The sequence below is a fragment of the Actinoplanes sp. NPDC051405 genome, assembly GCF_055586185.1.
This window is the reverse complement of record NZ_JBVJIR010000001.1, coordinates 798351-820768: the sequence shown is the minus strand read 5'-3', so window position 1 is coordinate 820768 and position 22418 is coordinate 798351. Positions and strand designations below refer to the sequence as shown.

Genomic DNA, 22418 nt, shown 5'->3' with positions numbered 1-22418 from the left:
GATGGTTCAAAATGACGCCCGAATTGTTTCGAGGCTTGCCGCGGAGAGCGGGGCGGGCAGGTGGTCCGGCGCGAACCAGCCGATTTCGGTGCACTTGCCGGGTTCCCGAATCGTCGGCTCACCGCCGCGCCACCTAGCGCGGAAGGACACCGAGACCCAGTGCTGCCGTTCGGTCGGCAACAGGTGATCGGCGACGCCGAGCAGACCCGTGACCTCGACGGTCATGCCGTACTCCTCAAGGAACTCCCGGCGCACAGCGGCCACAAGGGTCTCGCCGAACTGCACGGTCCCGCCGGGAAACTCCCAGCGGCCCTTCTCATTGCGCGCCAGCGGTCCCCGCCGGGCCAGGAAGACCCGGCCGTCATCGTCGATGACCATGGCGCCGACCCCCACGCCGACGAAATCCGTGCCGGGCTCGCCGCTCATGACAGAGCGGGCAGAACGACGGCGAGGGCGCCGAGCCACATGAAGATCAGCGAGCCGACGATGAACGCGACGATCCAGGTCTCATACCACCGCCAGAAGTTCTTGGGATCGGGCGGGCGCCGAAAACCGGGGCGGACGGCGGTCTCGGTGAGCTCGCACTCCTCGCGCCGGTAGTCGAGCCAGTTGAGAACTCCGACGACGATGAGCAGGACAGTGAAGCCGGCGATGACGGTGACCAGGAGGAGGATCGCAACGATGCCGATGGCGGCGATCTCAGGGCGGATATTCCAGTCCTCGTAACGCACGAAGAGCGTGAGCGCGGCACCGACCAGGACCGTCGCGAGGGTCTGATAGATGGCGAGGAAACGGTAGACGTTCTCGTTGACGGCGTGGAGTTGCTGGAGGATGTATTTGTAGCGCTCGACCTCGAAAGCCTGCGCCGGATCCACCGGAGGAAGCGTCATCGCGACCACCACCAGCCGTTCTCGTCGACCCGCACGTATGCCTCCTCAGGTGGTGCCGGAATGTCGGTTCGGGCCCTGGCGACTCGGTCCAGCGCCTCGTTGAGGCTGCCAGCACTGGTTGTCCAGGGAGCTTCACGCAGGACCCGGTTGAACGGCGCGGCGAAGTCACGCGACAGCCTTTCGGCGTGCATGACGATCCACTCGGTCAGCGGATGTGTCGCACTGAGAAAAGACCCTGCTCGGGCAAGACCGGAGTCGGCACGGTACGGCACGGCAAAGAGTGGCGGCAGCAGGTCGGAGGTGACCTCCGGTGCTGGCGACGTGCGTCGAGGCACTGCGTACAGGCCCGTGACGCTGTCCTGGGGGCGGTACTCCAGGTCGAGGAAGAGATGCATCAGGGCAGTGCGCAGGTGTCGGTAGAAATCGAAGCCGCTGGAGCGACTTCCTGGGCGCCATGGCCGGGTGATGGCGGGTGCCAGGAAAACGTCCTCGCCTGCGGCAGTGCGCGCCAACACATCATTGACGCTGAGGTCTTCGTCACCGGACCGGAGGACCTTTTCGGCACGCCAGGCCGCGCCGACGAGAAGCCTGTCGGTCCGCAGCGTGGCCACCGCATAAGCCTCCGCGGGTGCGGTGTCGAGCAAGTTCTGCTTGACGACCCGATCGAGCGCCTCGGCCGGCGCATCGACTCGCTGGGCAGCCAGTCGGACAGCCAGCTGCAGCGCGGAGTGCACGGGGAACGGGATCGCCACAATCGACGTGCGAGAGATCGTCAGGTCGGGACGTAACCGGCCGGCGAGCGATGCGGCTCCGCGAAGGATGATGCCGCTGAGTGACCTGTTGAGACTAAGTGGGGGTAATCCGATACCGCCGTGTGCCCACCAGGTGCGGCTGGCCAATTCTTGCACGCGTTCGTCGAGCGAAGCGATGCCGAGCTCCGCGCTGCTGATCGAGTACGGGTTTGCGATGATCTTTTCTGACCCCAGGGCGCGCATTATGCCCCGTAGTGTGCTCGGCGACCGGAGCACGTGGCCAACATCGTCCACTCCGGTCGGGTCGGCCGTGCGCTCGTCGTCGTCGACATGGGCGGGAATTGCGTCCAGGGCGGCATCGACCTGAGCCCTGTCAAGATGTCGCCGGACTCGGATCTCCACGGTTTCGTGACGGCGCCGACGTGGGCTGAAGAGATCTGGGCGAACGGCGAATTCCGTTCTGGTGATCGCCCGGGAAAAGAGGCCGCTGACAACGGAGGCGCTGTCGGGCAGCCCGGCGAGCAGGTCTTTGCTGTGGGCAAGATCGGGATCTGCCGGCGGCAAGGCGACCAGCGCCATGAGCTGGCCACGCACCTCGGTCAGGTGCGTGGTGGAGTTCAAATCCAGCGGTAGCGCCGCGACCCGGAAGCCGGCGAGGTAGGGAAGCTGGGATCTGCGTGATCTTCTGTGGGTGGTGCTGAAGGCGGTCACGACAGGTTGGTCGAGCCACGGCTCGTCCAGATAGGTCGCTCCTCGTACGCCCGCGGGGCTGTTGTTCACAGTCACCGGCACGCTCGGCGCGAAGAGATACTCCTCGGCTTTCGCCGTCAGATCGGCCAGCCCGATGCCTGTGCGGTGGGGATCGATCCGTACCGCGACGCTCGTGCCCGTCCTGCGGCGGAAGCCACGCTCACCGCGGTTGTCGGCCGGCATGTCGTCGTCGCCCTGACCGTTGCTGCGCAGGACGAAATAGTCCCGGTCGCGCTGCAACGACAGCCGCAGTGCCTCGCCCGACTCAACGTAACGGCCGCCGCGCAGCAGCCGCCGCGTCGAGACTTCCAACCGGTCACCGACCATGAAACATGACAGCACCCCGATGCCGAACCGGCTGATCGGCGAAAATCCGGTCCCTTCGCCGCCGCGTAGGAGCTCGGCCTTGAACTCCGCCGAGTTGTAGTACGAACGCCCGACCCGCAGGAAATACTCGCGGATCAGCTGCTCGTCCATTCCCATGCCGCTATCGTCCACCCGCACCCACAGGAACCCCTCGCTGTCCTCCCAGCAGCTCACCGCCACGCCGTCCGGATTGCCGGGAATTTCTCCGTGCACCCGGCGGCGCGTCTCGACCGTGTCGATCGCATTCTGTAACAGTTCCCGCAGGAACGCGTACGGGTCCTCGTACAGCTGCTCGCCGGTGAACATCTCCAGAACGGCAGAGCGGTCGAGTTCGAAGCGGAACTCCCCGTACCGGTAGCCCAGGCTCTCGATCTGGCTCGTGTTGATCTCGCCGGGCAGTGGCAGGTCCCGCCACCGAGGGCACTGGTCCCGGACGGCCCGGCACCGTTGCAGTTCCGCCTGCACCTCGGCCACCGACATCCGGATGCCGTGCTCCACCCCGGGATTCGCCGGATTCGCCGCGTACACCAGCGCGTAATTCTGGGGCCACTCCCCGGCCGGGCCCTGGGGGAACTTGAAGCCGGCGCTGACCAGATGCTGCTGCCAATGCCTGTCGGACTCGGCTGCGGCAGCCGCACCCCGGTCCGCCAGACCCAGATACTCGTGGATCGCTCGTGGAGTCCTGGTTCGGTCGAAGTCCATGATGTCGGCTAGCCGCAGAGCCATCGCGCAGAAGCGGACGTCGGCCTCCCCGAGGAACTCCCCGAAGTCGGGTTGCAGCAGATCCAGGGTGGGTTCGTTGTGGCTGCGGCACAGCCGGTGCAGCACAGTGGCGATCGACATCCCGTCCCAGGTGAGCACCGGCCGGTCGATGCGGTCGAGGTGGACCTTGACCCGGTCCGCGTGGCGCAACCGGCAGTACTTCTCCAGCACCGCGGCGGGCGGCTGCCCGTCGTGGCGTTGCATGGCGAGGAACGCCTCGGCGTCGCGGCTCAGGAAGGCTTCGAACTCCTCCTCGTCGGGGATCGCGGCGAGATCGTCCGCGGAATAGACCATGCCGATGTCGTGGAAGTACGCAGACAAGATAAGCAGCGCGGCCTCGAGCGGGACCATTCTGTCGATCCGCGGGCCGGCCAACTTACCCATCAGAGTGACCACGTTCCGGGCGTGCTGTTCGTCGTGCATCGTGTACGTGGGGAAGGTGTCCCGGACGACTTTGAGCAGTCCTGCCGCGTGGTCGGTCAACATCCTTACGTTCGCGACGTTGCGCGGGTCCGATTCTCTGCTCAGGACATCGCCCAGTGAGCCCCAAACCGACACTTATGTCCTCCTCGCCCCACCGACGTCGACACGGTAGTGAACCGCAGCAATGCGGACTGTAATGCGGCCGCTGGGCGGAAGCGACCGGCTTGTAAGTCACGGCTGCTGAAACGGAGGCTGGGTCGGCATCTCCGCGCTGGGGCCGCAGACGCACCGATAAGCTGTGGCTGATTTGCGGTCGTTGACGCCCGCTACCTGAACTTCACCCCGCAGATGGGGGTCGGCCAGCGGGCCGATCCGAAAGAGAGACTAGCCTGATGGCTGTGACACGCCGCGCAAAGATCGTCTGCACCATGGGTCCTGCCACCGCCTCCCCCGAGCGCATGCTCGGACTGGTCGAGGCCGGTATGGACGTGGCCCGGCTGAATTTCAGCCACGGCAGCCACGAGGACCACCGCCAGATCTACGACATGGTCCGCACCGCCGCCCGGGAGACCGGCCGCGCCGTCGCCGTCCTGGCCGACCTCCAGGGCCCCAAGATCCGGCTGGGCAAGTTCGCCAACGGGCCGCACATCTGGGCCAACGGTGACACCGTCACCATCACCAGCGACGACATCCTGGGCACCCCCGACCGGGTCAGCTGCACCTACTCGAAGCTGCCCCAGGAGGTCAAGGTCGGTGACCGGCTGCTGATCGACGACGGCAAGGTCGCCGTCGAGGTCTCCGCGGTCGAGGGCAACGACATCCGCTGCCTGGTCACCGAGGGCGGCCCGGTCAGCAACAACAAGGGCGTCTCGCTGCCCAACGTCGCCGTCAGCGTCCCCGCGATGAGCGACAAGGACGAGGAGGACCTGCGCTTCGCGCTCAGCCTCGGCGTCGACCTGGTCGCCCTGTCGTTCGTGCGCTCGCCCGACGACATCAAGCTCGTGCACCAGATCATGGCGGAGGAGGGCACCACCCTGCCGGTCATCGCCAAGGTCGAGAAGCCCGAGGCGGTCACCCACCTCGAGGCCATCGTGCTGGCCTTCGACGGCGTCATGGTGGCCCGCGGTGACCTCGGGGTCGAGCTGCCCCTGGACCAGGTGCCCCTGGTGCAGAAGCGGGCCGTCCAGCTCTGCCGGGAGAACGCCAAGCCGGTCATCGTGGCCACCCAGATGCTCGACTCGATGATCGAGAATTCCCGCCCGACCCGTGCCGAGGCCTCCGACGTCGCCAACGCGGTCCTCGACGGCGCCGACGCGGTGATGCTCTCCGGCGAGACCTCGGTCGGCAAGTATCCGGTCCTCACCGTCAGCACCATGGCCAAGATCGTCACCACCACGGAGAGCGGCGACTTCGGCGTCCCGGTCCTGCAGCACGACCCGCGCACCCACAGCGGCGCGCTGACCGTGGCCGCCAGCCGGATCGCCCGCAACATCGGCGCCAAGGCCCTGGTCGCGTTCTCCCAGACCGGCGACACCGTCCGCCGCCTCTCCCGGCTGCACTGCGAGCTGCCGCTGCTGGCCTTCACCCCGGTCGCCGAGGTCCGCGACCAGCTGGCCCTGTCCTGGGGCGTCGAGACGTTCCTGACCGACTTCGTCGAGCACACCGACGACATGTTCCGTCAGGTCGACCACGCCATGCTCGGCCTCGGCCTGGCCAAGCCCGGCGAGTACGTCGTCGTCGTGGCCGGCAGCCCGCCGAACGCGCCCGGGTCCACCAACACCCTGCGCGTGCACCAGCTCGGCTCGCTCGTCGACCCGGCCACGGTGACCGAGCAGAAGTGAGCACCCCGCTGACGGGACAGGCCGCCGTCGATCAGCTCCTCGAGGTCCTCGACCTCAAGCAGATCGACGCGGCCACGTTCCGGGGCGAGAGCCCCCAGGTCGGCGCCCAGCGGGTCTTCGGCGGCCAGGTCGCGGGCCAGGCCCTGGTCGCGGCGGGCCGCACGGTCGACCCGGAACGCCGCGTGCACTCTCTGCACGGCTACTTCGTGCGCCCGGGCGACCCGACGGTCCCGATCGACTTCGCCGTCGAGAAGATCCGCGACGGCCGGTCCTTCTCGGTCCGCCGCTCCACGGCCCAGCAGCACGGTCGCACGATCTTCTTCATGTCGGCGTCGTTCCAGGTCACCGAGCAGGGCCTCGACCACCACACACCGCCACCGCAGGGCGTGCCGGGCCCGGACGAGACCCGCACGATGCTCGACTGGCTGGCCCGCTACCCGGACCGCGCGGCCGCGTTCAAGGCGGCCCCGCAGGCGATCGACGTCCGCTACGTGGGCACCCCCGGCTGGGTCCCACCGGGCGACCGCGACGCCGCCGACGAGCAACGCGTCTGGATGCGCATCAACGGCAAACTGCCGGACGACCCACTGATCCACGCCTGCGCCCTGACGTACGCCTCCGACCTGTCTCTGCTGGACTCGGTCCTGTCGATGCACGGCGAGGTATGGGGCCCGGGCGGCGTGATCGGTGCCAGCCTGGACCACGCCCTGTGGCTGCACCGGCCGTTCCGCGCGGACGAATGGTTCCTGTACGACTGCACGAGCCCGTCGGCGAGCGGCAGCAGAGGACTGGCCAGCGGCCGGATGTTCACCGAGGACGGCCGGCACATCGCCAGCGCGGTCCAGGAGGGGTTGCTCCGCCGCGTCGGAGCCTGAGGCTGCCCGGAACAAGAAAGGGCCCCGCCGGGGCGGGACCCCGGCCCGGCGACTGGCCGTTCAGCGGGTCCCGCCACCAGCGGGGCAGGGGAAACTTTCAGTCCACCAGCCGGCCACGGCCGACGCTCGACGAGTCGTCCATCCCCGCCTCGCCCGCCGCCGGCGATGCCTCATCGGACCCGTGCGCCACCCGTTGCCCCGCCGACGCCTCGGCGGGCAACTCCGCACCCTCGGCCGTGTCGGGAACTTCGACGTGCTCGTCGGCCGCCGCCTGAGCCGCCGCCCCCGGCACCGCCGCGCCGGTCACCCCGGCCAGCGCCAGCATCGCGTCGAGGTCGGCGGTCGTCCGCAACACCTCGTCGTGGAAGCTACCGGCCGGCCCGTCCTGCGGCAGCTGCGCCTGGGCGCGTACCGGTGGGGAAGCCGACGCGGAAAGATCGGACAGCGCCGAAGCCGAGGCCGAAGGCCTGGTCGCGGCCCGGTGCCGCGGGCCCGACGCCCGCTGCGACCCGGACTCGAAATCGGTCAGGCCGGCCGAATACCCGGCAACTCCGACCGCCCGCTGCGGCGTCAGCTCCAGCAGCCGCCCCGCCCGCGCGGCGACCGAGGCCTCCCGCAGCCGCAACGAGGCGACAAGGTCGGCGATCCCGCGGCTCAGCGCGGCCCCGCCGAGCACCAGCACGACCAGCTCCGGCGTCCGCACGTACGAGCTCGCCGAGAAGAACCCCAGCGCGGCCTCGACCACGCCGACCACCATGAGCAGGCCCCAGATCCGGTCGCTCTCGCGCGTCAGCATCGAGATCGCGATGTCGGCAGCACCCCGGACCATGAGATACCAGCCGATCAGCGCGGCCGGCGTGGTCCACGTCGTGTCCCCGTCCCGCAGCATGATCACGCCGGTGGCGGCGAACAGCACGGCCATGCCGGCGTTCAACCACCACGTCCGCGTCCCGGCCAGCGCGCGCACCGCCTCGGTCACCGCCGCGAACAGGATGACCGGCCCGGCCACGTGCACCAGGTCGGCGGGCTCCAGCCGCAGCACACTCCAGGCGATCGCCAGCCACGCCACACCCGCGAACAGAAGGAACCCCCACATCCCGTCGCGGACGACGGTCAGGGGCGACGAGCCGGACCACAACATGGAGCCTCCTGGCAGTGCTGGTACTGCCATGACAACACCAGCGAGACCGGCAAACCGGTCTTTCCCGGAATTCCCCCGGGGCGGTTCGCTGCCTGCTTCGGCGCTCACTCTGTGGGGGTACGGGCATCCGAAGCCCTCGGCGTCAGTACTTCGCTCCCACATGTCGGTCGAGTTGCGCCACGTCGTCGCGCCGGGCGACGGAGAGCATGTTGCGCCGGCCCATCCGCCAGCGCACGCCCAGCTCATCCAATGCGTGCCGGCAGAGCCCCATGATGTCGGCCGACTCGTTGACGAAAAAATAGCGTGGATAAACGTACGTACGTCCGCCCCGGACTATTCGATTGTCCGTCCGGCAGCCGTCGGAATGGAACAGCCCGCGCAGGAACCGGCCGGGAAAATCGTCGACGATCCGCTGTTGCCAGGGCATGAGCCGAATGGCGCGTTCGTGTTTCTTGCCGGGGCCGTGCTGGGGCAGCAGACACGGCCAGTGCATCCAGGACGAGCGCACGTCGTCGCGGCCCTCGCGGTGCTGGTGCCCGACCACGCGGGCACCGCAGGCGAGCATGGCCCGGCCCACTTCCTCGATCAGGCCCGGATAGCGCAGGTCGCACGCCACCTTCAGCAACGGCACCCGGCCGGTCGTCAGCAGGTGGCCGTCGCCGAGGTAGCTGCCCAGCAGATAGGCGTAATCCGCCGGGCGGTCGATCGGGCGTGCGGGCCGGGTGCAGAAGGGACACCGCCGGTCCGGTGCAGAATTGATCTTGGATCGAGAACTGTAAAGCCAGCAGGCCACCGTGTTGCGCGACAATCCCAGCGTCCGGTAGATCTCCGTGAACGGTACGCCCGCGGATTTCAGGGAGATTGCGCGCTCGCGAAGGTGTGGTGGATGCACTATTGGATCGTCCACCAGGGGTACGACAGTATTGGTGTCCTCGGTGGGATTCGAACCCACACTGTGTGGTGTTTGAGACCACTCTCTCTGCCGTTGGAGTACGAGGACAGGAAGATCACGTTGGTCACGCCAAGCTGAGCAGAAGACAGCCTACCCACTACGCTGAGGGCGGTGGCACCCAGATACCCGGGTGTCGCGACTTCACCAGCGTTGGGGGTAGGGGTTCGTGGCCGACACGCAGGCGGGTGCCGAGCGCAGGCGGGTTCTGATCGCCGAGGACGAGGCGCTCATCCGGCTGGACCTGGCCGAGATGCTCGTGGAGGAGGGCTACGACGTCGTCGGTGAGGCCGGCGACGGCGAGACCGCCGTACGGCTGGCCGAGGATCTGACGCCGGACCTCGTCATCCTGGACATCAAGATGCCGATCATGGATGGCCTGGCGGCCGCGGAGCGGATCGCCGGCGGGCGCATCGCGCCGGTCGTCATCCTGACCGCTTTCAGTCAGCGGGACCTGGTCGAGCGCGCCCGGGCCGCCGGCGCGATGGCGTACCTGGTGAAGCCGTTCCAGAAGTCCGACCTGGTGCCGGCGATCGAGATCGCCCTCTCCCGGTATTCGGAGATCTCCGCGCTGGAGTCGGAGGTCGCGGGGCTGACCGACCGGCTGGAGACCCGCAAGTCGGTCGAGCGGGCCAAGGGCGAGCTGATGACGAAGTACTCGATGACCGAGCCGCAGGCGTTCAAGTGGATCCAGCGCACCGCGATGGATCATCGGATGACGATGCGTGAGGTCGCCGACCGGATTCTCGCCGAGGGTGAGGAGTCGACCGGTACGCCGACCCCATGACCGGTGACCTCTGAGAACTGCCTGTTTGTTACACCTTCTCCGGTGGGGGATCACCGGACGTAACGGTTCGGTGAATGCCCGTGCGAACACTTACTACGGTGCCGGATCGTGGGATAGCGTCCCGCCCCATGACGGGCGCAGTTGTGTCGTGCCGGTGCGCAAGTGCCAATCGACCGGCGGTGGCTCGGTGGGTTCGGTATGGAGGAGGGTTCCAACCTTGAGGCAGGTTCTCGTACGTGCCATCGGCGGGTTGGCCGTTATCGGCCTCATCGCCGGTGCTGCTGCTTGCAACAGCGACAGCGGCAGTGATGACACGGCCAGCGGCAACTGCGGCTACAAGCTCGCGTACTTTGGCGCCCTGACGGGGTCTTCGGCGAACCTCGGTGTGAACATCGAGCAGGGCTTCGAGCTCGCGATCAACCAGTTCAACGAGAAGAAGGGCTCCGACTGCATCACGGTCGCGAAGTTCGACTCTCAGGGCGAGCCGGGCGTCGCGCCCGGTGTGGCCCGTAACCTGGTCGCGGACAAGAAGATCCTGGGCATCGTCGGCCCGCCGTTCTCGGGCGAGTCCGAGGCCGCGGTGCCGATCTTCGAGGCCGCCGGCATCCCGTCGGTCACCCCGTCCGCGACGCGCGTGTCGCTGACGGCTAACGGCTGGAAGACGTTCCACCGCGCGGTCGCCAACGACGACGCGCAGGGTCCGGCCGCGGCCAACTACATCAAGGACGTCATGAAGGCCCAGAAGGTCTTCGTGGCGAACGACCAGTCCGCGTACGGTGCGGGCCTGTCGGAGGTCGTGGAGAAGACCCTCGGCGCCGCGGTGGTCGCCAAGGACAAGACCGAGGCCGACGGCAAGCAGACCGACTTCTCGGCGCTGGTCCAGAAGGTCGTCTCCTCGCAGGCGACCGTGCTGTTCTACGGCGGCTACTACCAGAACGCCGGCCTGATCCGTAAGGCGCTCACCTCGGCGGGCTGGAAGGGCACGCTGGTCGGTGGCGACGGCATGAAGGACGTCGGCCTGGCCAAGGCGGCCGGTAACGCTGCCGCGGTCGGCACCATCGTGACCTGCCCGTGCTCCCCGCCGGAGAAGGCGGGCGGCACGTTCGTCACGGACTACAAGGCCAAGTGGAACGTCGACGCCGGTACCTACAGCGACGTGGCCTACGACGCCGCGAACATGCTGCTGCAGGGCATCGACGCGGGCAACACCACGACGGAGAAGCTGAACACGTACCTGTCGACGGCTGAGTACAAGGGCATCGCCAACACGTACAAGTTCACCGACAAGGGCGAGCTCGACCCGAACTACATCAAGGTGTGGACGTTCAAGTTCGACGCGACGGGCAACCAGCTCGCGGACCAAGAGGTTCCGACCGCCTGATCGACTGAGTAACTTTTCGTAGGGCCGGTGCGGCCGGATGATCTCCGGCCGCACCGACCTTCTCGTTTCAGGAGCCCCTTGTGAACTTCTCCGGTCTGATTCAGGACTTCGGGCCGCTCACGATCACGGGCCTGGCCCAGGGTGCGATCATCGCTCTCTTCGCTCTGGGCTACACCCTGGTCTACGGCGTACTCCGCCTGATCAACTTCGCGCACTCCGAGGTCTTCCTGATCGGTTCGTACGCCTGCCTCATCGTCTGGGGCTTCTTCGGACTCGACCAGAACTCGGCTACCCCCAACGTCATGAGCGTCATCGGCCTGTTGTTGCTGGGCCTGGTGGTGGCGATCATCTTCTCCGGCCTCACCGCACTGGGTGTGGAGCTGGTGGCCTACCGGCCGCTGCGTAAGCGCAACGCGCCGCCGCTCGCGTTCCTCATCACCGCGATCGGCGCGTCGCTGTTCATCTCCGAGACCGTCGGCGTCATGACCCAGCGCAACATCAAGGGTGTGCCGCCGCTGATCCAACCTCGTGACGTCTTCGTGATCGGCAACATGCATGTGACGAATCTGCAGATTCTGATCATCGTGCTGGCGCTCGTGATGATGTTCCTGCTGGACCGCTTCATCAACCGTTCGCGGCTGGGCCGGGGTATCCGCGCGGTGGCGCAGAACCCGGACAGCGCGGCGCTGATGGGCGTGAACAAGAGCCGCGTGATCTCCCTGGTCTTCCTGCTGGGTGGCCTGATGGCGGGTATCGCGGCGGTGATGTACGACCTGAAGATCGGCGTCACGCGGTTCGACGCCGGCTTCCTGCTGGGCATCGAGGCGTTCACCGCGGCGGTGCTCGGCGGTATCGGCAACCTGCGCGGCGCGCTGCTCGGCGGCCTGCTGCTGGGTCTGCTGCAGAACTACGCGGCCTCGCTGTTCGGCACCGAGTGGCTGCACGCCGCGTCGTTCGTGCTGCTGGTGTTGATCCTGCTGGTCCGTCCCACGGGCCTGCTGGGCGAGTCTCTCGGGAGGGCACGGGCATGACAACCGAGGCGACAAGTTCCTCCGCGCCGCAGGCGCCGCTCTCCGAGCAGGAGAAGAAGAACGCCCGCGAGGACCGCGGCGGCGTGCGCGGCTGGTACGGCCGGCAGCCCAAGGTGGTCCGGATCGTACTGGGCGTGGTCTTCGCCGCGCTGGCGTTCCTGCTGCCGTACGTGGGCGAGATCCCGCTGCTCGGCCCGCAGATCGTCACGCAGGGCATCGACTGGCCGAGTGCGTTGTTCAACATGTCCTACTACGTGCTGCTGGCCCTGGGCCTGAACGTGGTGGTCGGTTTCGCCGGCCTGCTCGACCTGGGTTACGTCGGCTTCTTCGCCGTCGGCGCCTACACCGTCGCGCTGCTGGCCTCGCCGGACAGCGTGCTGCGGACCGAGTGGGGCTGGCTGGCCGCGGTGCCGATCGGCCTCGCGGTGGCGATGCTGTCCGGGCTGGTGCTGGGTTATCCGACCCTGCGGCTGCGCGGTGACTATCTGGCGATCGTGACGCTGGGCTTCGCGGAGATCATCCGGATCGTGGCCACGAGCACCGAGACGCTGCGTGGTGACCGGGGCTTCTCGGACATCCCGCACCCGCCGGGTGAGTTCTCCGACGGTAAGCCGATCTTCGGCGTGGCCGACGCGGTGCCGTACTACTGGCTGGGCCTCGCGGTGATCATTGTGGTCATCTTCGCGGTCCGCAACCTGGACAACAGCCGGGTCGGCCGTTCGTGGCTGGCGATCCGCGAGGATCAGGAAGCCGCCGAGATCATGGGCGTGCGGACGATCAAGTACAAGCTGTGGGCGTTCGCGATCGGCGCCTTCATCGGTGGCCTGGGCGGCGTGATGTTCGCCGGTCAGCAGGGCTTCATGAACTCGCAGACGTTCGTGCTGCAGTTCTCGATCCTGGTGCTCGCCGGTGTGGTCATGGGTGGTTCCGGCAACATCGCCGGGGCGATCCTGGGTGGCGCGCTGATCTCGTACATCCCGGACCGGCTGCGTGGCATCGAGGACCCGATCTGGCACACCGACCTGTTCGGTTTCCGGTTCGCCATCTTCGGTGCGGTGATCATCGCGATCATGATCTTCCGCCCGCAGGGCCTGATCCCGAGCCGGCGCCGCGCGATGGAGCTCAAGGACCGCGAGAAGGAGGTGGCTCCCATTGAGTGAGCCGCATATCGAGACGCCGCAGGAGGCCGACGCGGCCAATGCGGGTCCCGTCGACAAGGCCGGGCCCAAGGACAACGCCCCGGCGAAACCGGTCGGTGACGTCCTGCTCGAGGTGGACAACGTCACGCTGCGCTTCGGCGGCGTGGTGGCCCTCAACGAGGTCAGCTTCAGCCTGCGCAAGGGTGAGATCTTCGGTCTGATCGGCCCAAACGGGGCCGGCAAGACCACCTGCTTCAACGCCATGACCGGCGTCTACCGTCCGACCAGCGGCGGGATCCGGTTCCAGGGTCAGTCGATCGTCGGCAAGAAGAAGCACGAGATCACCCGCGGCGGGATCGCCCGCACGTTCCAGAACGTGCGGCTGTTCCCCGAGATGACCGCGCTGGAGAACGTGATGGTGGGCGCGGACGCCCACCACAAGACCAGCGTGATCGCCGCGTTGTTCCGGCTGCCCCGGCACCACCGCGAGGAGCGTACGGGCCGCGACCGGTCGTACCAGTTGCTCCGGTTCGTCGGCATCGAGCACCGCGCCGGTGACGTCGCGCGCAACCTGTCGTACGGCGAGCAGCGGCGCCTGGAGATCGCCCGGGCCCTGGCCACGAACCCGACGCTGCTGTGCCTGGACGAGCCGGCCGCCGGCTTCAACCCGGCGGAGAAGGCCGAGCTGCTCGCGCTGATCCGCAAGATCCGCGACAGCGGCGTGACGGTGCTGCTCATCGAGCACGATATGCGCCTGGTCATGGGTGTGACCGACCGGATCGTGGTGCTGGAGTTCGGCAAGAAGATCGCTGAGGGCACGCCCGCCGAGGTGCGGGACAACCCGGCTGTGATCGCGGCGTACCTGGGAGTGCCGACCGATGCTGCTTGAGCTGAAAGACGTCACGCTGATGTACGGGCGCATCCAGGCCCTGCACGGCATCAGCCTGAGCGTCGGCGAGGGCGAGATCGTCGCCCTGATCGGCGCGAACGGCGCCGGGAAGTCGACGACCATGCGGGCGATCTCCGGGCTGCGCCCGGTCGCCCAGGGGTCGATCCACTTCAACGGCGAGGACATCACCAAGCTCCGCGCGGACCTGCGGGTCGTGCGGGGTGTCTCCCAGTCGCCCGAGGGCCGGGGCATCTTCCCCGGCATGTCGGTGCTGGAGAACCTGGAGATGGGTGCCTACACGCGGCGCAACCGCGCCGAGATCAGCGAGGATCTGGACCGGGTGTTCACCCTGTTCCCGCGGCTCAAGGAGCGCGAGAAGCAGGTCGGTGGCACGATGTCCGGTGGTGAGCAGCAGATGCTGGCGGTCGGCCGGGCGCTGATGAGCCGGCCGAGGCTGCTGCTGCTCGACGAGCCGTCGATGGGCCTGGCGCCCATGCTCATCCAGCAGATCTTCGACATCGTCGTGGAGATCAACCAGCAGGGCACGACCGTGCTCCTGGTTGAGCAGAACGCCCAGCAGGCGCTGTCCCGGGCACACCGGGCGTACGTGCTGGAGACCGGCGAGATCGTCAAGTCCGGTACCGGCGCCGAGCTGCTGACCGACCCCTCGGTCAAGGACGCCTACCTCGGCGTCGCTTGAGCCCACCCGAACACCATTGAGGAGTTGACGACGATGTTCCGCACCACCCCCATGCGGCGCGCGTTCGTGGGCCTGACCGCCGCGTTCGCGATGACCTTTTCTCTGACCGCCTGCGGCGAGGAGACGGCCGACCCGGGCACCGGGTCGGGCGCTCCGGTGCCGTCGGCTTCCGCCGACACCTCGCTGGCCGACAAGGTCCCGGCCGACATCAAGGCGGCCGGCAAGCTCATCATCGGTACGGACTCCACGTACGCGCCGAACGAGTACCTGGACGCCGACGGCAAGACGGTCATCGGCTTCGACGTGGATCTGTTCAACGCGGTGGCGCAGAAGCTGGGCCTGACCACCGAGTGGCAGTCGTCCAAGTTCGACGCGATCATCCCGGGCGTGACCTCCGGCAAGTACACCGTCGGGGTGTCCTCGTTCACCGTCAACGCCGAGCGGATGAAGGAGGCCACCATGGTGTCCTACTTCAACGCCGGCACGCAGTGGGCGGCCAAGGCCGGGGCGACGATCAACCCGGACGACGCCTGCGGCAAGAAGGTCGCCGTGCAGGTCGGCACCGTGCAGCTCGACGACGTCACCGCGCGGTCGAAGAAGTGCACCGACGCCGGCAAGCCGAAGATCACGATCGACCAGTACCAGTCCCAGGCCGACGCGACCAACGCGGTCGTCTCGGGCAAGGACGAGGCCATGCTGGCCGACTCGCCGATCGGCGCGTACGCGGTGAAGCAGACCAACGGCCAGCTGGCCCTGGTCGGCGACATCTACGACTCGGCGCCGTACGGCTACGTCCTGCCCAAGGCGCAGGCGGAGTTCGGCGCCGCGATCGAGGCCGCGCTGGAGGCGCTGATCGCCGACGGCACGTACAAGACGATCCTCACCAAGTGGGGCGTCGAGGCCGGCGGCATCACCGACCCGGCCGTCAACCCGCAGGTCTCCTGACCCGCGCAATGACGACGGAGACACAGTCCGGACGGGCACGACCCGAGGCCATCAAGGCCGTGCCCGTCCGGCACCCCGGGCGCTGGGTGGCGATCGCGGTCCTGGCCGTGCTCGCCGCCATGTTCCTCCACCTGATCTTCACCAACGACCGGTTCAACTGGCACTTCATCTTCGTCAGCATGGGCGAGGGCAAGCGCGGGGCTATGTTCACCGGTCCGGTGCTGGAGGGTCTGCGCGGCACGCTGCTGCTGACCGTGCTGGCGATGGTGATCGGTGTGGGGCTGGGCATCGTGGTGGCGGTCATGCGGCTGTCGACGAACCCGATCCTGTCCAACGTCGCTTTCGTCTACACCTGGGTGTTCCGGGCGCTGCCCCGGCTGGTGCTGGCGATCCTCTTCGGCAACCTGGGCATCCTGTGGGAACGGATCGGCTTCGGTCTGCCGTTCGACGCGCAGATCGGCAACCTGTTCGGCATCCATGACCTGAACGCGCAGTTCTACAGCATCAAGGCCACCGACCTGCTCTCCGGTTTCCTGGCCGGCGTGCTGGCGCTGGGGCTGTCCGAGGCCGCGTACATGGCCGAGATCGTCCGGGCCGGCATCCAGTCCGTGGACGAGGGCCAGTCCGAGGCGGCGTCGGCGCTGGGTCTGTCGCGCGGCCAGGTGCTGCGCCGCATCGTGCTGCCCCAGGCGATGCGGGTGATCGTCCCGCCGACCGGCAACGAGACGATCGCGATGGTCAAGGACACGTCGCTGGTGGCTTTCGTACCGGTGTCGTTCGAGCTGTTCTTCCAGTTGCAGGCGATCAGCTCGCGCACGTTCATCGTGCTGCCCGTCCTGATCGCCGCCTGTCTCTGGTATCTGATCATCTGCAGTGTGCTGATGGTCGTGCAGTTCTTCGTGGAGCGGCATTTCAGCCGCGGTTACGGCACCGCCGGCAAGGCCCGGATGCGGCTCAGCGGCCTGTCGGCCGAGCAGGGCGGCGTGGGAGGGGCGGCAGCATGACCGACGAAATGGTGCGCGCCGAGAACGTGCACAAGTCCTTCGGCTCTCTGGAGGTGCTCAAGGGCATCGACCTCGTGGTGAAGCCGGGGGAGGTGAGCTGCGTGCTTGGCCCCTCGGGCTCGGGCAAGTCGACGTTCCTGCGCTGCATCAACCACCTGGAGAAGATCAACGCCGGCCGGATCTTCGTCGACGGCGACCTGATCGGTTACCGCGAGCGCGGCGGCAAGCTGCACGAGCTCAAGGAGAAAGAGGTCGCCGCGCAGCGCCGGGCCATCGGCATGGTGTTCCAGCGGTTCAACCTCTTCCCGCACATGACGGTGCTGCAGAACGTCATGGAGGCGCCCTGCCGGGTCAAGCGGGAGAACAAGAACGAGGTCCGCGACCGCGCGGTGGCGCTGCTCGACCGGGTCGGCCTGGGCGAGAAGAAGGACAGTTATCCCAGTCAGCTCTCCGGCGGCCAGCAGCAGCGCGTGGCGATCGCCCGGGCGCTGGCCATGCGGCCCAAGCTGATGCTCTTCGACGAGCCCACCAGCGCGCTGGACCCCGAGCTGGTCGGCGAGGTCCTGGACGTGATGAAGGACCTGGCCCGCGACGGCATGACCATGATCGTGGTGACCCATGAGATCGGCTTCGCCCGCGAGGTCGGCGACTCGCTGATCTTCATGGACGGCGGCGTCGTGGTCGAGCAGGGACCTCCGCGCGAGGTCATCGGCAATCCGCAGCAGGAACGAACCAAGGCATTCCTGAGCAAGGTGCTGTGAAGCAGGCGGGGCGGTCCCGGTTCTTGTCGTACGGCGAGACTAGAGTTCTGCGACGTGAGTAACGACGCCCAGACCCCCCGCTTGCTGCTGCTCGATGGGCATTCGCTGGCCTATCGCGCCTTCTTCGCGCTGCCGGTGGAGAATTTCTCGACGCAGACGGGCCAGCCGACCAACGCCGTGTTCGGCTTCACGTCGATGCTGATCAACATGCTGCGGGACGAGAAGCCCACGCACATCGTGGTCGCCTTCGACGTCTCCCGGGTGTCGTTCCGCACCGAGAAGTACGCCGACTACAAGGCCGGCCGGGCCGAGACCCCGCAGCCGTTCCAGGGCCAGGTCAGCCTGGTCAAGGAGATCCTCGAGGCGCTGCGCATCCCGGTCGTGGAGAAACCCGGCTACGAGGCCGACGACGTCATCGGCACGCTGGCCTGCCAGGCCCGCGACGCCGGCATGGATGTCGTCATCTCCACCGGTGACCGCGACGCCTTCCAGCTGGCCGGCGAGCACGTCACGATCCTCTACCCGGTCCGCGGTGTGTCCGAGGTCTGGCGGATGACCCCCGAGGCCATCGAGACCAAGTACGGCGTCCCCCCGGGCCGCTACCGCGACAAGGCCGCCCTGGTCGGCGAGGCCAGCGACAACCTGCCCGGCGTGCCCGGCGTCGGCGACAAGACCGCGGCCAAGTGGATCAATCAGTACGGCGGGCTGGACGGCATCATCGCGCACGTCGACGAGATCAAGGGCAAGGCGGGGGAGAACCTGCGCGCCCACCTGGCCGACGTCATGCGCAACTACGAGCTCAACGGCCTCGTCTGCGACCTGGAGCTGCCGCTGCGCCCCGAGGACGTCAAGTGGCAGGGCTGGGACCGCGAGGCCGTGCACCAGGTCTTCGACGCGCTGGAGTTCCGGGTGCTGCGCGAGCGGCTCTACTCGTATCTCGACGCCGTCGAGCCCGAGGCGGAGTCCGGCTTCGACCTCTCCGGCACTGTCCTGGCCGCCGGTCACGTCGAGGGCTGGCTGAGCGAGCACGCCCGCGAGGCGCCCGTCGGCGTCGCGGTCACCGGCCGCTTCGGCCGCGGCACCGGCGAGCTGACCGGCGTCGCGATCGCCACCGGCGACGGCCCGGCTGCCTGGTTCGACCCCACGACTCTCGGCGAGAGCGACGAGCAGGCGGTCGCCGCCTGGCTGGCCGACCCCGACCGCCCCAAGGTCATCCACGAGGCCAAGCCGGCGATGCTGGCCTTCCGCGCGCACGGCTGGGCCCTGGCCGGCGTCCGCGTCGACACCGCGCTGGCGGCCTATCTGGCCAAGCCCGACCAGCGCGCCTACGACCTGACCGACCTGGCGCTGCGCTATCTCAAGCGCGAGCTGCGCGTCGACGCCCCGGAGACCGGTCAGCTGACCCTGGACGGCCTCGGCGACGACGAGGGCACCGCCGAGCAGAACGTCATGCTCCGCGCCCGCGCCACCCTCGACCTGGCCGACACGATCACCGAGGAGCTGTCCCGCGACGACGGCGCCTCCCAGCGCCTGCTGGCCGAGGTGGAGCAGCCGCTGGCGATCGTGCTGGGCGAGATGGAGCACGTCGGCATCGCCGCCGACACGGAATACCTCTCCGAGCTGGAAGCGCACTTCGCCGCGGAGGTGAAGGCGGCCCAGCAGGCGGCGCACGAGGTGGTCGGCCGCGAGTTCAACCTGGGCTCACCCAAGCAGCTGCAGGAGATCCTGTTCACCGAGCGCGGCCTGCCCAAGACCAAGAAGATCAAGTCCGGCTACACCACGGACGCGGACGCCCTGCAGAGCCTGTTCGCCCAGACCGGCGACCCGGTCCTGGAGCACCTGCTGCGCCACCGCGACGTGGCCAAGCTGAAGTCGACAGTGGACGGCCTGCTCAAGTCGGTCTCCGACGACGGCCGCATCCACACGACGTTCAACCAGACGGTCGCGGCGACCGGCCGGCTGTCCTCGACCGACCCCAACCTGCAGAACATCCCGATCCGCACCCAGGAAGGCCGCCGCATCCGCCGCGCGTTCGTGGTCGGCGAGGGCTTCGAGTCGCTGATGACGGCCGACTACAGCCAGATCGAGATGCGCATCATGGCGCACCTGTCCAAGGACGAGGCCCTGATCGCGGCCTTCAACTCGGGCGCTGACTTCCACGCGGCCACGGCCTCGTCGGTCTTCCATGTCCCGGTCGAGGAGGTCGTCCCCGACCAGCGCCGCAAGATCAAGGCGATGAACTACGGCCTCGCGTACGGCCTGAGCGCCTTCGGCCTGTCCAACCAGCTCACCATCTCGACCGACGAAGCCCGCACCCTGATGGAGGAATACTTCCAGCGCTTCGGCGGCGTCCGCGACTACCTCCAGACGGTGGTCCGCCGAGCGGTCCAGGACGGCTACACCGCCACCATCCTCGGCCGCCGCCGCTACCTGCCCGACCTGAGCAGCGACAACCGCCAGCGCCGCGACATGGCCGAACGCATGGCCCTGAACGCCCCGATCCAGGGCTCGGCGGCCGACATCATCAAGGTCGCCATGCTCCGCGTCGACGGCGCTCTGCGCACCGCCGGCCTGCGGTCCCGCATGCTCCTCCAGGTCCACGACGAGTTGGTGTTCGACGTGGCGCCGGGGGAGCGCGAGGCGCTGGAGGCCCTGGTGCGTCAGGAGATGGGCGGGGCTTACCCGCTGTCCGTGCCGCTGGAGGTCTCGGTCGGTGTCGGCCAGGACTGGAACGGCGCCGACCACTAGAGGCCTGCCTCGGGCGGACGCTCAACGGTGCGCGTCGTCCGGCGGCACCGTCGTCGCGGCGACGATCTTCTGCAGTGCGGCGACGTGCCCCCGGTACGCCCTGGTGCCCTGACGGGTCAGCGACAACCACACCCGGCGCGAGTCGCTGCCGAGGCGTTCCTGCTTGACGTACCCGGCGTCGACGAGCGCAGCGACCTGCTTGCTCAGGGCCGACGGGCTCAGATCGAGGTTGTCCTTGATCACCGACAGCTCCAGCGTGGTGCCCGCGGCGAGCATCGCGCAGATCCGCAGCCGATGCGTCGGGTGGATGACCGGGTCGAGCTCGTCGGTCACCGGGGCCGTCCCGTCGACGCGCGGTGCGCCACGCCACCGGCGAGGTAGATGACGGCGGCGGCGACCGCGAGCACAACGACCGGCCAGGCCGGCTCGACGACGTCGGCGATGGCCACCGCGGCGACCACGCACAGGGTCGAGGCGGCAACCGCGGCGAGGAAGGCACGCCGGGCGGGCAGGGCCCACGGCGTTCCCATCCGGTACCCGGCCACGACATTGACGCCGACGATGGTCAAGGCAACGGCGAGCAGTGCGGCGGTGCGGTGCTGGGGGAGCAGGGAGGTCAACGCCATGCCGGCCACCAGGAGGGCATTGACCGGGTAGAGCCAGGTCGGCCAGGGCGTGTCCCGCACGGCCCGCTGTGCGCGCTCGACGCTCGCCAGCGCCTCCCGTGCTTCAGCCGGGCTGGGCCTCCGCTCGATGTTTTCCATGCTGGAAAATATATTCGCTAGTTTCCGGAGTGGCAACTATTGAGCACTTGGAAACAAAGTCGCTGATCTGCGGAGATCATCGACTACTGCGGGCCCGGGCCGATGACTTGCTCGCTGCAGGCCCGGGCCGATGACTTGCTCGCTGCCGGCGGGGGCCGCGTCGACGAGCTCGCTGATCTCACCACCCGCGGCGCGCGCCCTCGCCGCCGAGATCACATTCGTTCCGCCCCTGCGACCGTCGGCGTTCGACGTCCGCGTCGACGGGGCGGCAAACCATGGCCTGAGCTGATTCACTGATCCGCGCTGCTCTGCTTCAGGTCGAGCTGCCCGCGCCGGTCCTGAGCGTCCGCGTTGCCGAACCGGGCGACCGTGCCGGTTCGCCGGTCCGCACCACCTCCCGACCATGGTCCTCGGGCGGCGTGGCTGCCCCTCTGCCGGGCACATTCCGCCGCGGCTACCGTTGCGCGTGCTCGGTTCCCGTCGCCTGCGTCCCAGGTGTCGGCCAACGAATCCGGGATTCTTGGTCGGCGCTGTCCGTCCAGCCCTCCGCATCGCCGACAGCGGGGCCAGGTGGCGGTTAGTGACGTAGGCCACGCCCGCTGAGGCCGAGGGTTGAGGGGGCGCGGTTGCCCCTTCGGGCGGTTTCTTCGGAGCGAGAGGTCAGCTTCGATGCCTTCATCGGTGCCAGCTGCACTGTCCACCTCGGATTCCGTAGGTGGGCGAACCCCGCGGCTCCAGCGCCGCTACCCCAGCCGAATCGTTGCTGTGTCATGCATTCTGGCTTTGCGCTACGGAACCCTGGCGGTGTGGAGTCGTGGAGTGGATCTTCAAATCCGAGATTTGCTTCGGTTTGCAAGGGTGAGCCCATGCCGAGTTCTTCGACCGAGATGACATCGTCGTCCAGTGCCTGGGCGCCCGTGGTCCGGCGGCCGCTCGACGCCGATCAGGCCCACGCTTTCGCGCCGATGTTCAAGGCGCTCGGCGACCCGGTGCGGTTGCGGCTGCTGTCGATGATCGCGTCCGCCGGCGGGGGCGAGGTCTGCGTCTGCGACCTCACCGGCTCCTTCCAGCTGACCGGCCCCACCATCTCGCACCACCTCAAGGTCCTGCGCGAAGCCGGCCTGGTCGACAGCGACCGCCGCGGCACGTGGGTCTACTACCGCCTCGTGCCGGCGGCGCTCGCCCTGCTGGCCGGCCTGCTGGACGTCAGCTCCGTCACGGCCGGCATCTGACCTCCGGCACGGCGCCGGCCCGAGGCGACTGCGGCTCCGGCTGCGGTTCCGGCTCCGGCTCCGGCTCCGCTCTACCAGCTCCGGCCACGGCCGGATGACCCTCCGGGCTCCGGCTCCGGCTCCGGGGTCCGGCTCCGGCTCCGGCTCCGGGCTCCGGCTCCGGCTCCGGCTCCGGGCTCCGGCTCCGGTTCCGGCTCCGCAAGCGTGCGATGGCTCCGCAAGCGTGCGATGGCTCCGCAAGCGTGCGATGGCTCCGCAAGCGTGCGATGGCTCCGCAAGCGTGCGATA

Annotated in this window: 20 protein-coding genes and 1 tRNA gene; 13 read left to right on the top strand and 8 right to left on the bottom strand. The window is 68.3% G+C overall.

The window, feature by feature from the left end:
• Positions 1–6: 6 nt before the first annotated feature.
• The 3 genes from ACZ6S4_RS03810 to ACZ6S4_RS03800 are packed head-to-tail and all read right to left on the bottom strand — an operon-like array spanning position 7 to position 4006.
• The gene (locus tag ACZ6S4_RS03810) at positions 7–426 is read right to left on the bottom strand and encodes an NUDIX domain-containing protein (RefSeq protein ID WP_465473396.1); all 420 of its coding nucleotides are present in this window, start codon (positions 424–426) and stop codon (positions 7–9) included.
• Positions 423–902, bottom strand: a complete 480-nt coding sequence (locus ACZ6S4_RS03805) for a hypothetical protein (protein ID WP_465473395.1) — start codon at positions 900–902, stop codon at positions 423–425. The genes ACZ6S4_RS03810 and ACZ6S4_RS03805 overlap by 4 nt, the downstream gene beginning before the upstream one ends.
• Entirely contained in the window at positions 887–4006 is a 3120-nt protein-coding gene (locus ACZ6S4_RS03800) for an HD domain-containing protein (RefSeq protein WP_465473394.1), read from the bottom strand. Before ACZ6S4_RS03800 ends, ACZ6S4_RS03805 begins: the two co-directional genes overlap by 16 nt.
• 329 nt (positions 4007–4335) lie before the next feature.
• On the opposite strand from ACZ6S4_RS03800, the gene pyk reads away from it, so the two are divergent.
• Both pyk and ACZ6S4_RS03790 read left to right on the top strand, forming a co-directional pair.
• Positions 4336–5784 (top strand): pyruvate kinase, encoded by a 1449-nt coding sequence (gene pyk, locus ACZ6S4_RS03795; RefSeq protein WP_465473393.1) that lies wholly within the window; start codon positions 4336–4338, stop codon positions 5782–5784.
• Positions 5781–6659 carry an acyl-CoA thioesterase gene (locus ACZ6S4_RS03790; RefSeq protein WP_360831474.1) on the top strand — a complete coding sequence of 293 codons (879 nt, stop codon included), beginning with the start codon at positions 5781–5783 and terminating at the stop codon, positions 6657–6659. The genes pyk and ACZ6S4_RS03790 overlap by 4 nt, the downstream gene beginning before the upstream one ends.
• A 97-nt stretch (positions 6660–6756) precedes the next feature.
• Here ACZ6S4_RS03790 and ACZ6S4_RS03785 read toward each other — a convergent pair whose 3' ends face one another.
• The 3 genes from ACZ6S4_RS03785 to ACZ6S4_RS03775 all read right to left on the bottom strand — a co-directional run bounded on the left by ACZ6S4_RS03785 (position 6757) and on the right by ACZ6S4_RS03775 (position 8800).
• Entirely contained in the window at positions 6757–7800 is a 1044-nt protein-coding gene (locus ACZ6S4_RS03785; RefSeq protein ID WP_465473392.1) for an HdeD family acid-resistance protein, read from the bottom strand.
• Between the two features lie 142 nt (positions 7801–7942).
• Positions 7943–8707 carry a transcriptional regulator gene (locus ACZ6S4_RS03780; protein ID WP_465473391.1) on the bottom strand — a complete coding sequence of 255 codons (765 nt, stop codon included), beginning with the start codon at positions 8705–8707 and terminating at the stop codon, positions 7943–7945.
• A gap of 17 nt (positions 8708–8724) precedes the next feature.
• A tRNA-Leu gene (locus ACZ6S4_RS03775) sits at positions 8725–8800 on the bottom strand.
• 118 nt (positions 8801–8918) lie between these two features.
• Between ACZ6S4_RS03775 and ACZ6S4_RS03770 the strand changes: the two genes are divergently transcribed.
• The 10 genes from ACZ6S4_RS03770 to polA all read left to right on the top strand — a co-directional run bounded on the left by ACZ6S4_RS03770 (position 8919) and on the right by polA (position 20134).
• Positions 8919–9536 (top strand): ANTAR domain-containing response regulator, encoded by a 618-nt coding sequence (locus ACZ6S4_RS03770; protein ID WP_465473390.1) that lies wholly within the window; start codon positions 8919–8921, stop codon positions 9534–9536.
• Between the two features lie 217 nt (positions 9537–9753).
• A complete protein-coding gene (locus tag ACZ6S4_RS03765) occupies positions 9754–10917 on the top strand; it encodes a branched-chain amino acid ABC transporter substrate-binding protein (protein ID WP_465473389.1) in 1164 nt (387 codons plus the stop codon).
• A gap of 80 nt (positions 10918–10997) precedes the next feature.
• Entirely contained in the window at positions 10998–11948 is a 951-nt protein-coding gene (locus ACZ6S4_RS03760) for a branched-chain amino acid ABC transporter permease (RefSeq protein WP_465473388.1), read from the top strand.
• Positions 11945–13108, top strand: a complete 1164-nt coding sequence (locus ACZ6S4_RS03755) for a branched-chain amino acid ABC transporter permease (protein WP_465473387.1) — start codon at positions 11945–11947, stop codon at positions 13106–13108. Before ACZ6S4_RS03760 ends, ACZ6S4_RS03755 begins: the two co-directional genes overlap by 4 nt.
• Before the next feature lie 103 nt (positions 13109–13211).
• Positions 13212–13976 carry an ABC transporter ATP-binding protein gene (locus ACZ6S4_RS03750; protein ID WP_465473496.1) on the top strand — a complete coding sequence of 255 codons (765 nt, stop codon included), beginning with the start codon at positions 13212–13214 and terminating at the stop codon, positions 13974–13976.
• Entirely contained in the window at positions 13966–14676 is a 711-nt protein-coding gene (locus tag ACZ6S4_RS03745) for an ABC transporter ATP-binding protein (protein WP_465473386.1), read from the top strand. Before ACZ6S4_RS03750 ends, ACZ6S4_RS03745 begins: the two co-directional genes overlap by 11 nt.
• Positions 14677–14709: 33 nt before the next feature.
• Entirely contained in the window at positions 14710–15621 is a 912-nt protein-coding gene (locus ACZ6S4_RS03740) for an ABC transporter substrate-binding protein (RefSeq protein ID WP_465473495.1), read from the top strand.
• Positions 15622–15629: 8 nt separating this feature from the next.
• Entirely contained in the window at positions 15630–16625 is a 996-nt protein-coding gene (locus ACZ6S4_RS03735) for an amino acid ABC transporter permease (protein ID WP_465473385.1), read from the top strand.
• On the top strand, positions 16622–17386 hold the full coding sequence (locus ACZ6S4_RS03730; RefSeq protein ID WP_465473384.1) for an amino acid ABC transporter ATP-binding protein: 765 nt from the start codon (positions 16622–16624) through the stop codon (positions 17384–17386). The genes ACZ6S4_RS03735 and ACZ6S4_RS03730 overlap by 4 nt, the downstream gene beginning before the upstream one ends.
• Positions 17387–17440: 54 nt before the next feature.
• Positions 17441–20134, top strand: coding sequence for a DNA polymerase I (gene polA / locus ACZ6S4_RS03725; RefSeq protein ID WP_465473383.1), 2694 nt, complete (start codon positions 17441–17443; stop codon positions 20132–20134).
• Between the two features lie 21 nt (positions 20135–20155).
• Here polA and ACZ6S4_RS03720 read toward each other — a convergent pair whose 3' ends face one another.
• Entirely contained in the window at positions 20156–20467 is a 312-nt protein-coding gene (locus tag ACZ6S4_RS03720) for a transcriptional regulator (protein ID WP_465473382.1), read from the bottom strand.
• Positions 20464–20898: a hypothetical protein gene (locus ACZ6S4_RS03715; protein ID WP_465473381.1), complete on the bottom strand. Its 435-nt coding sequence runs from the start codon at positions 20896–20898 to the stop codon at positions 20464–20466. The genes ACZ6S4_RS03720 and ACZ6S4_RS03715 overlap by 4 nt, the downstream gene beginning before the upstream one ends.
• Before the next feature lie 887 nt (positions 20899–21785).
• Between ACZ6S4_RS03715 and ACZ6S4_RS03710 the strand changes: the two genes are divergently transcribed.
• Positions 21786–22130 carry an ArsR/SmtB family transcription factor gene (locus tag ACZ6S4_RS03710; protein ID WP_360549002.1) on the top strand — a complete coding sequence of 115 codons (345 nt, stop codon included), beginning with the start codon at positions 21786–21788 and terminating at the stop codon, positions 22128–22130.
• Positions 22131–22418: the final 288 nt, after the last annotated feature.

Bases quoted from the DNA above. Each gene is read 5' to 3' on its own strand.
- ACZ6S4_RS03755 (WP_465473387.1), top strand. From the start codon at position 11,945: ATGACAACCGAGGCGACAAGTTCCTCCGCGCCGCAGGCGCCGCTCTCC.
- ACZ6S4_RS03740 (WP_465473495.1), top strand. From the start codon at position 14,710: ATGTTCCGCACCACCCCCATGCGGCGCGCGTTCGTGGGCCTGACCGCC.
- ACZ6S4_RS03785 (WP_465473392.1), bottom strand. From the start codon at position 7,800: ATGTTGTGGTCCGGCTCGTCGCCCCTGACCGTCGTCCGCGACGGGATG.
- ACZ6S4_RS03710 (WP_360549002.1), top strand. From the start codon at position 21,786: ATGACATCGTCGTCCAGTGCCTGGGCGCCCGTGGTCCGGCGGCCGCTC.
- ACZ6S4_RS03745 (WP_465473386.1), top strand. From the start codon at position 13,966: ATGCTGCTTGAGCTGAAAGACGTCACGCTGATGTACGGGCGCATCCAG.
- ACZ6S4_RS03735 (WP_465473385.1), top strand. From the start codon at position 15,630: ATGACGACGGAGACACAGTCCGGACGGGCACGACCCGAGGCCATCAAG.
- ACZ6S4_RS03715 (WP_465473381.1), bottom strand. From the start codon at position 20,898: ATGGAAAACATCGAGCGGAGGCCCAGCCCGGCTGAAGCACGGGAGGCG.
- ACZ6S4_RS03730 (WP_465473384.1), top strand. From the start codon at position 16,622: ATGACCGACGAAATGGTGCGCGCCGAGAACGTGCACAAGTCCTTCGGC.
- pyk (WP_465473393.1), top strand. From the start codon at position 4,336: ATGGCTGTGACACGCCGCGCAAAGATCGTCTGCACCATGGGTCCTGCC.
- ACZ6S4_RS03800 (WP_465473394.1), bottom strand. From the start codon at position 4,006: ATGTTGACCGACCACGCGGCAGGACTGCTCAAAGTCGTCCGGGACACC.
- ACZ6S4_RS03810 (WP_465473396.1), bottom strand. From the start codon at position 426: ATGAGCGGCGAGCCCGGCACGGATTTCGTCGGCGTGGGGGTCGGCGCC.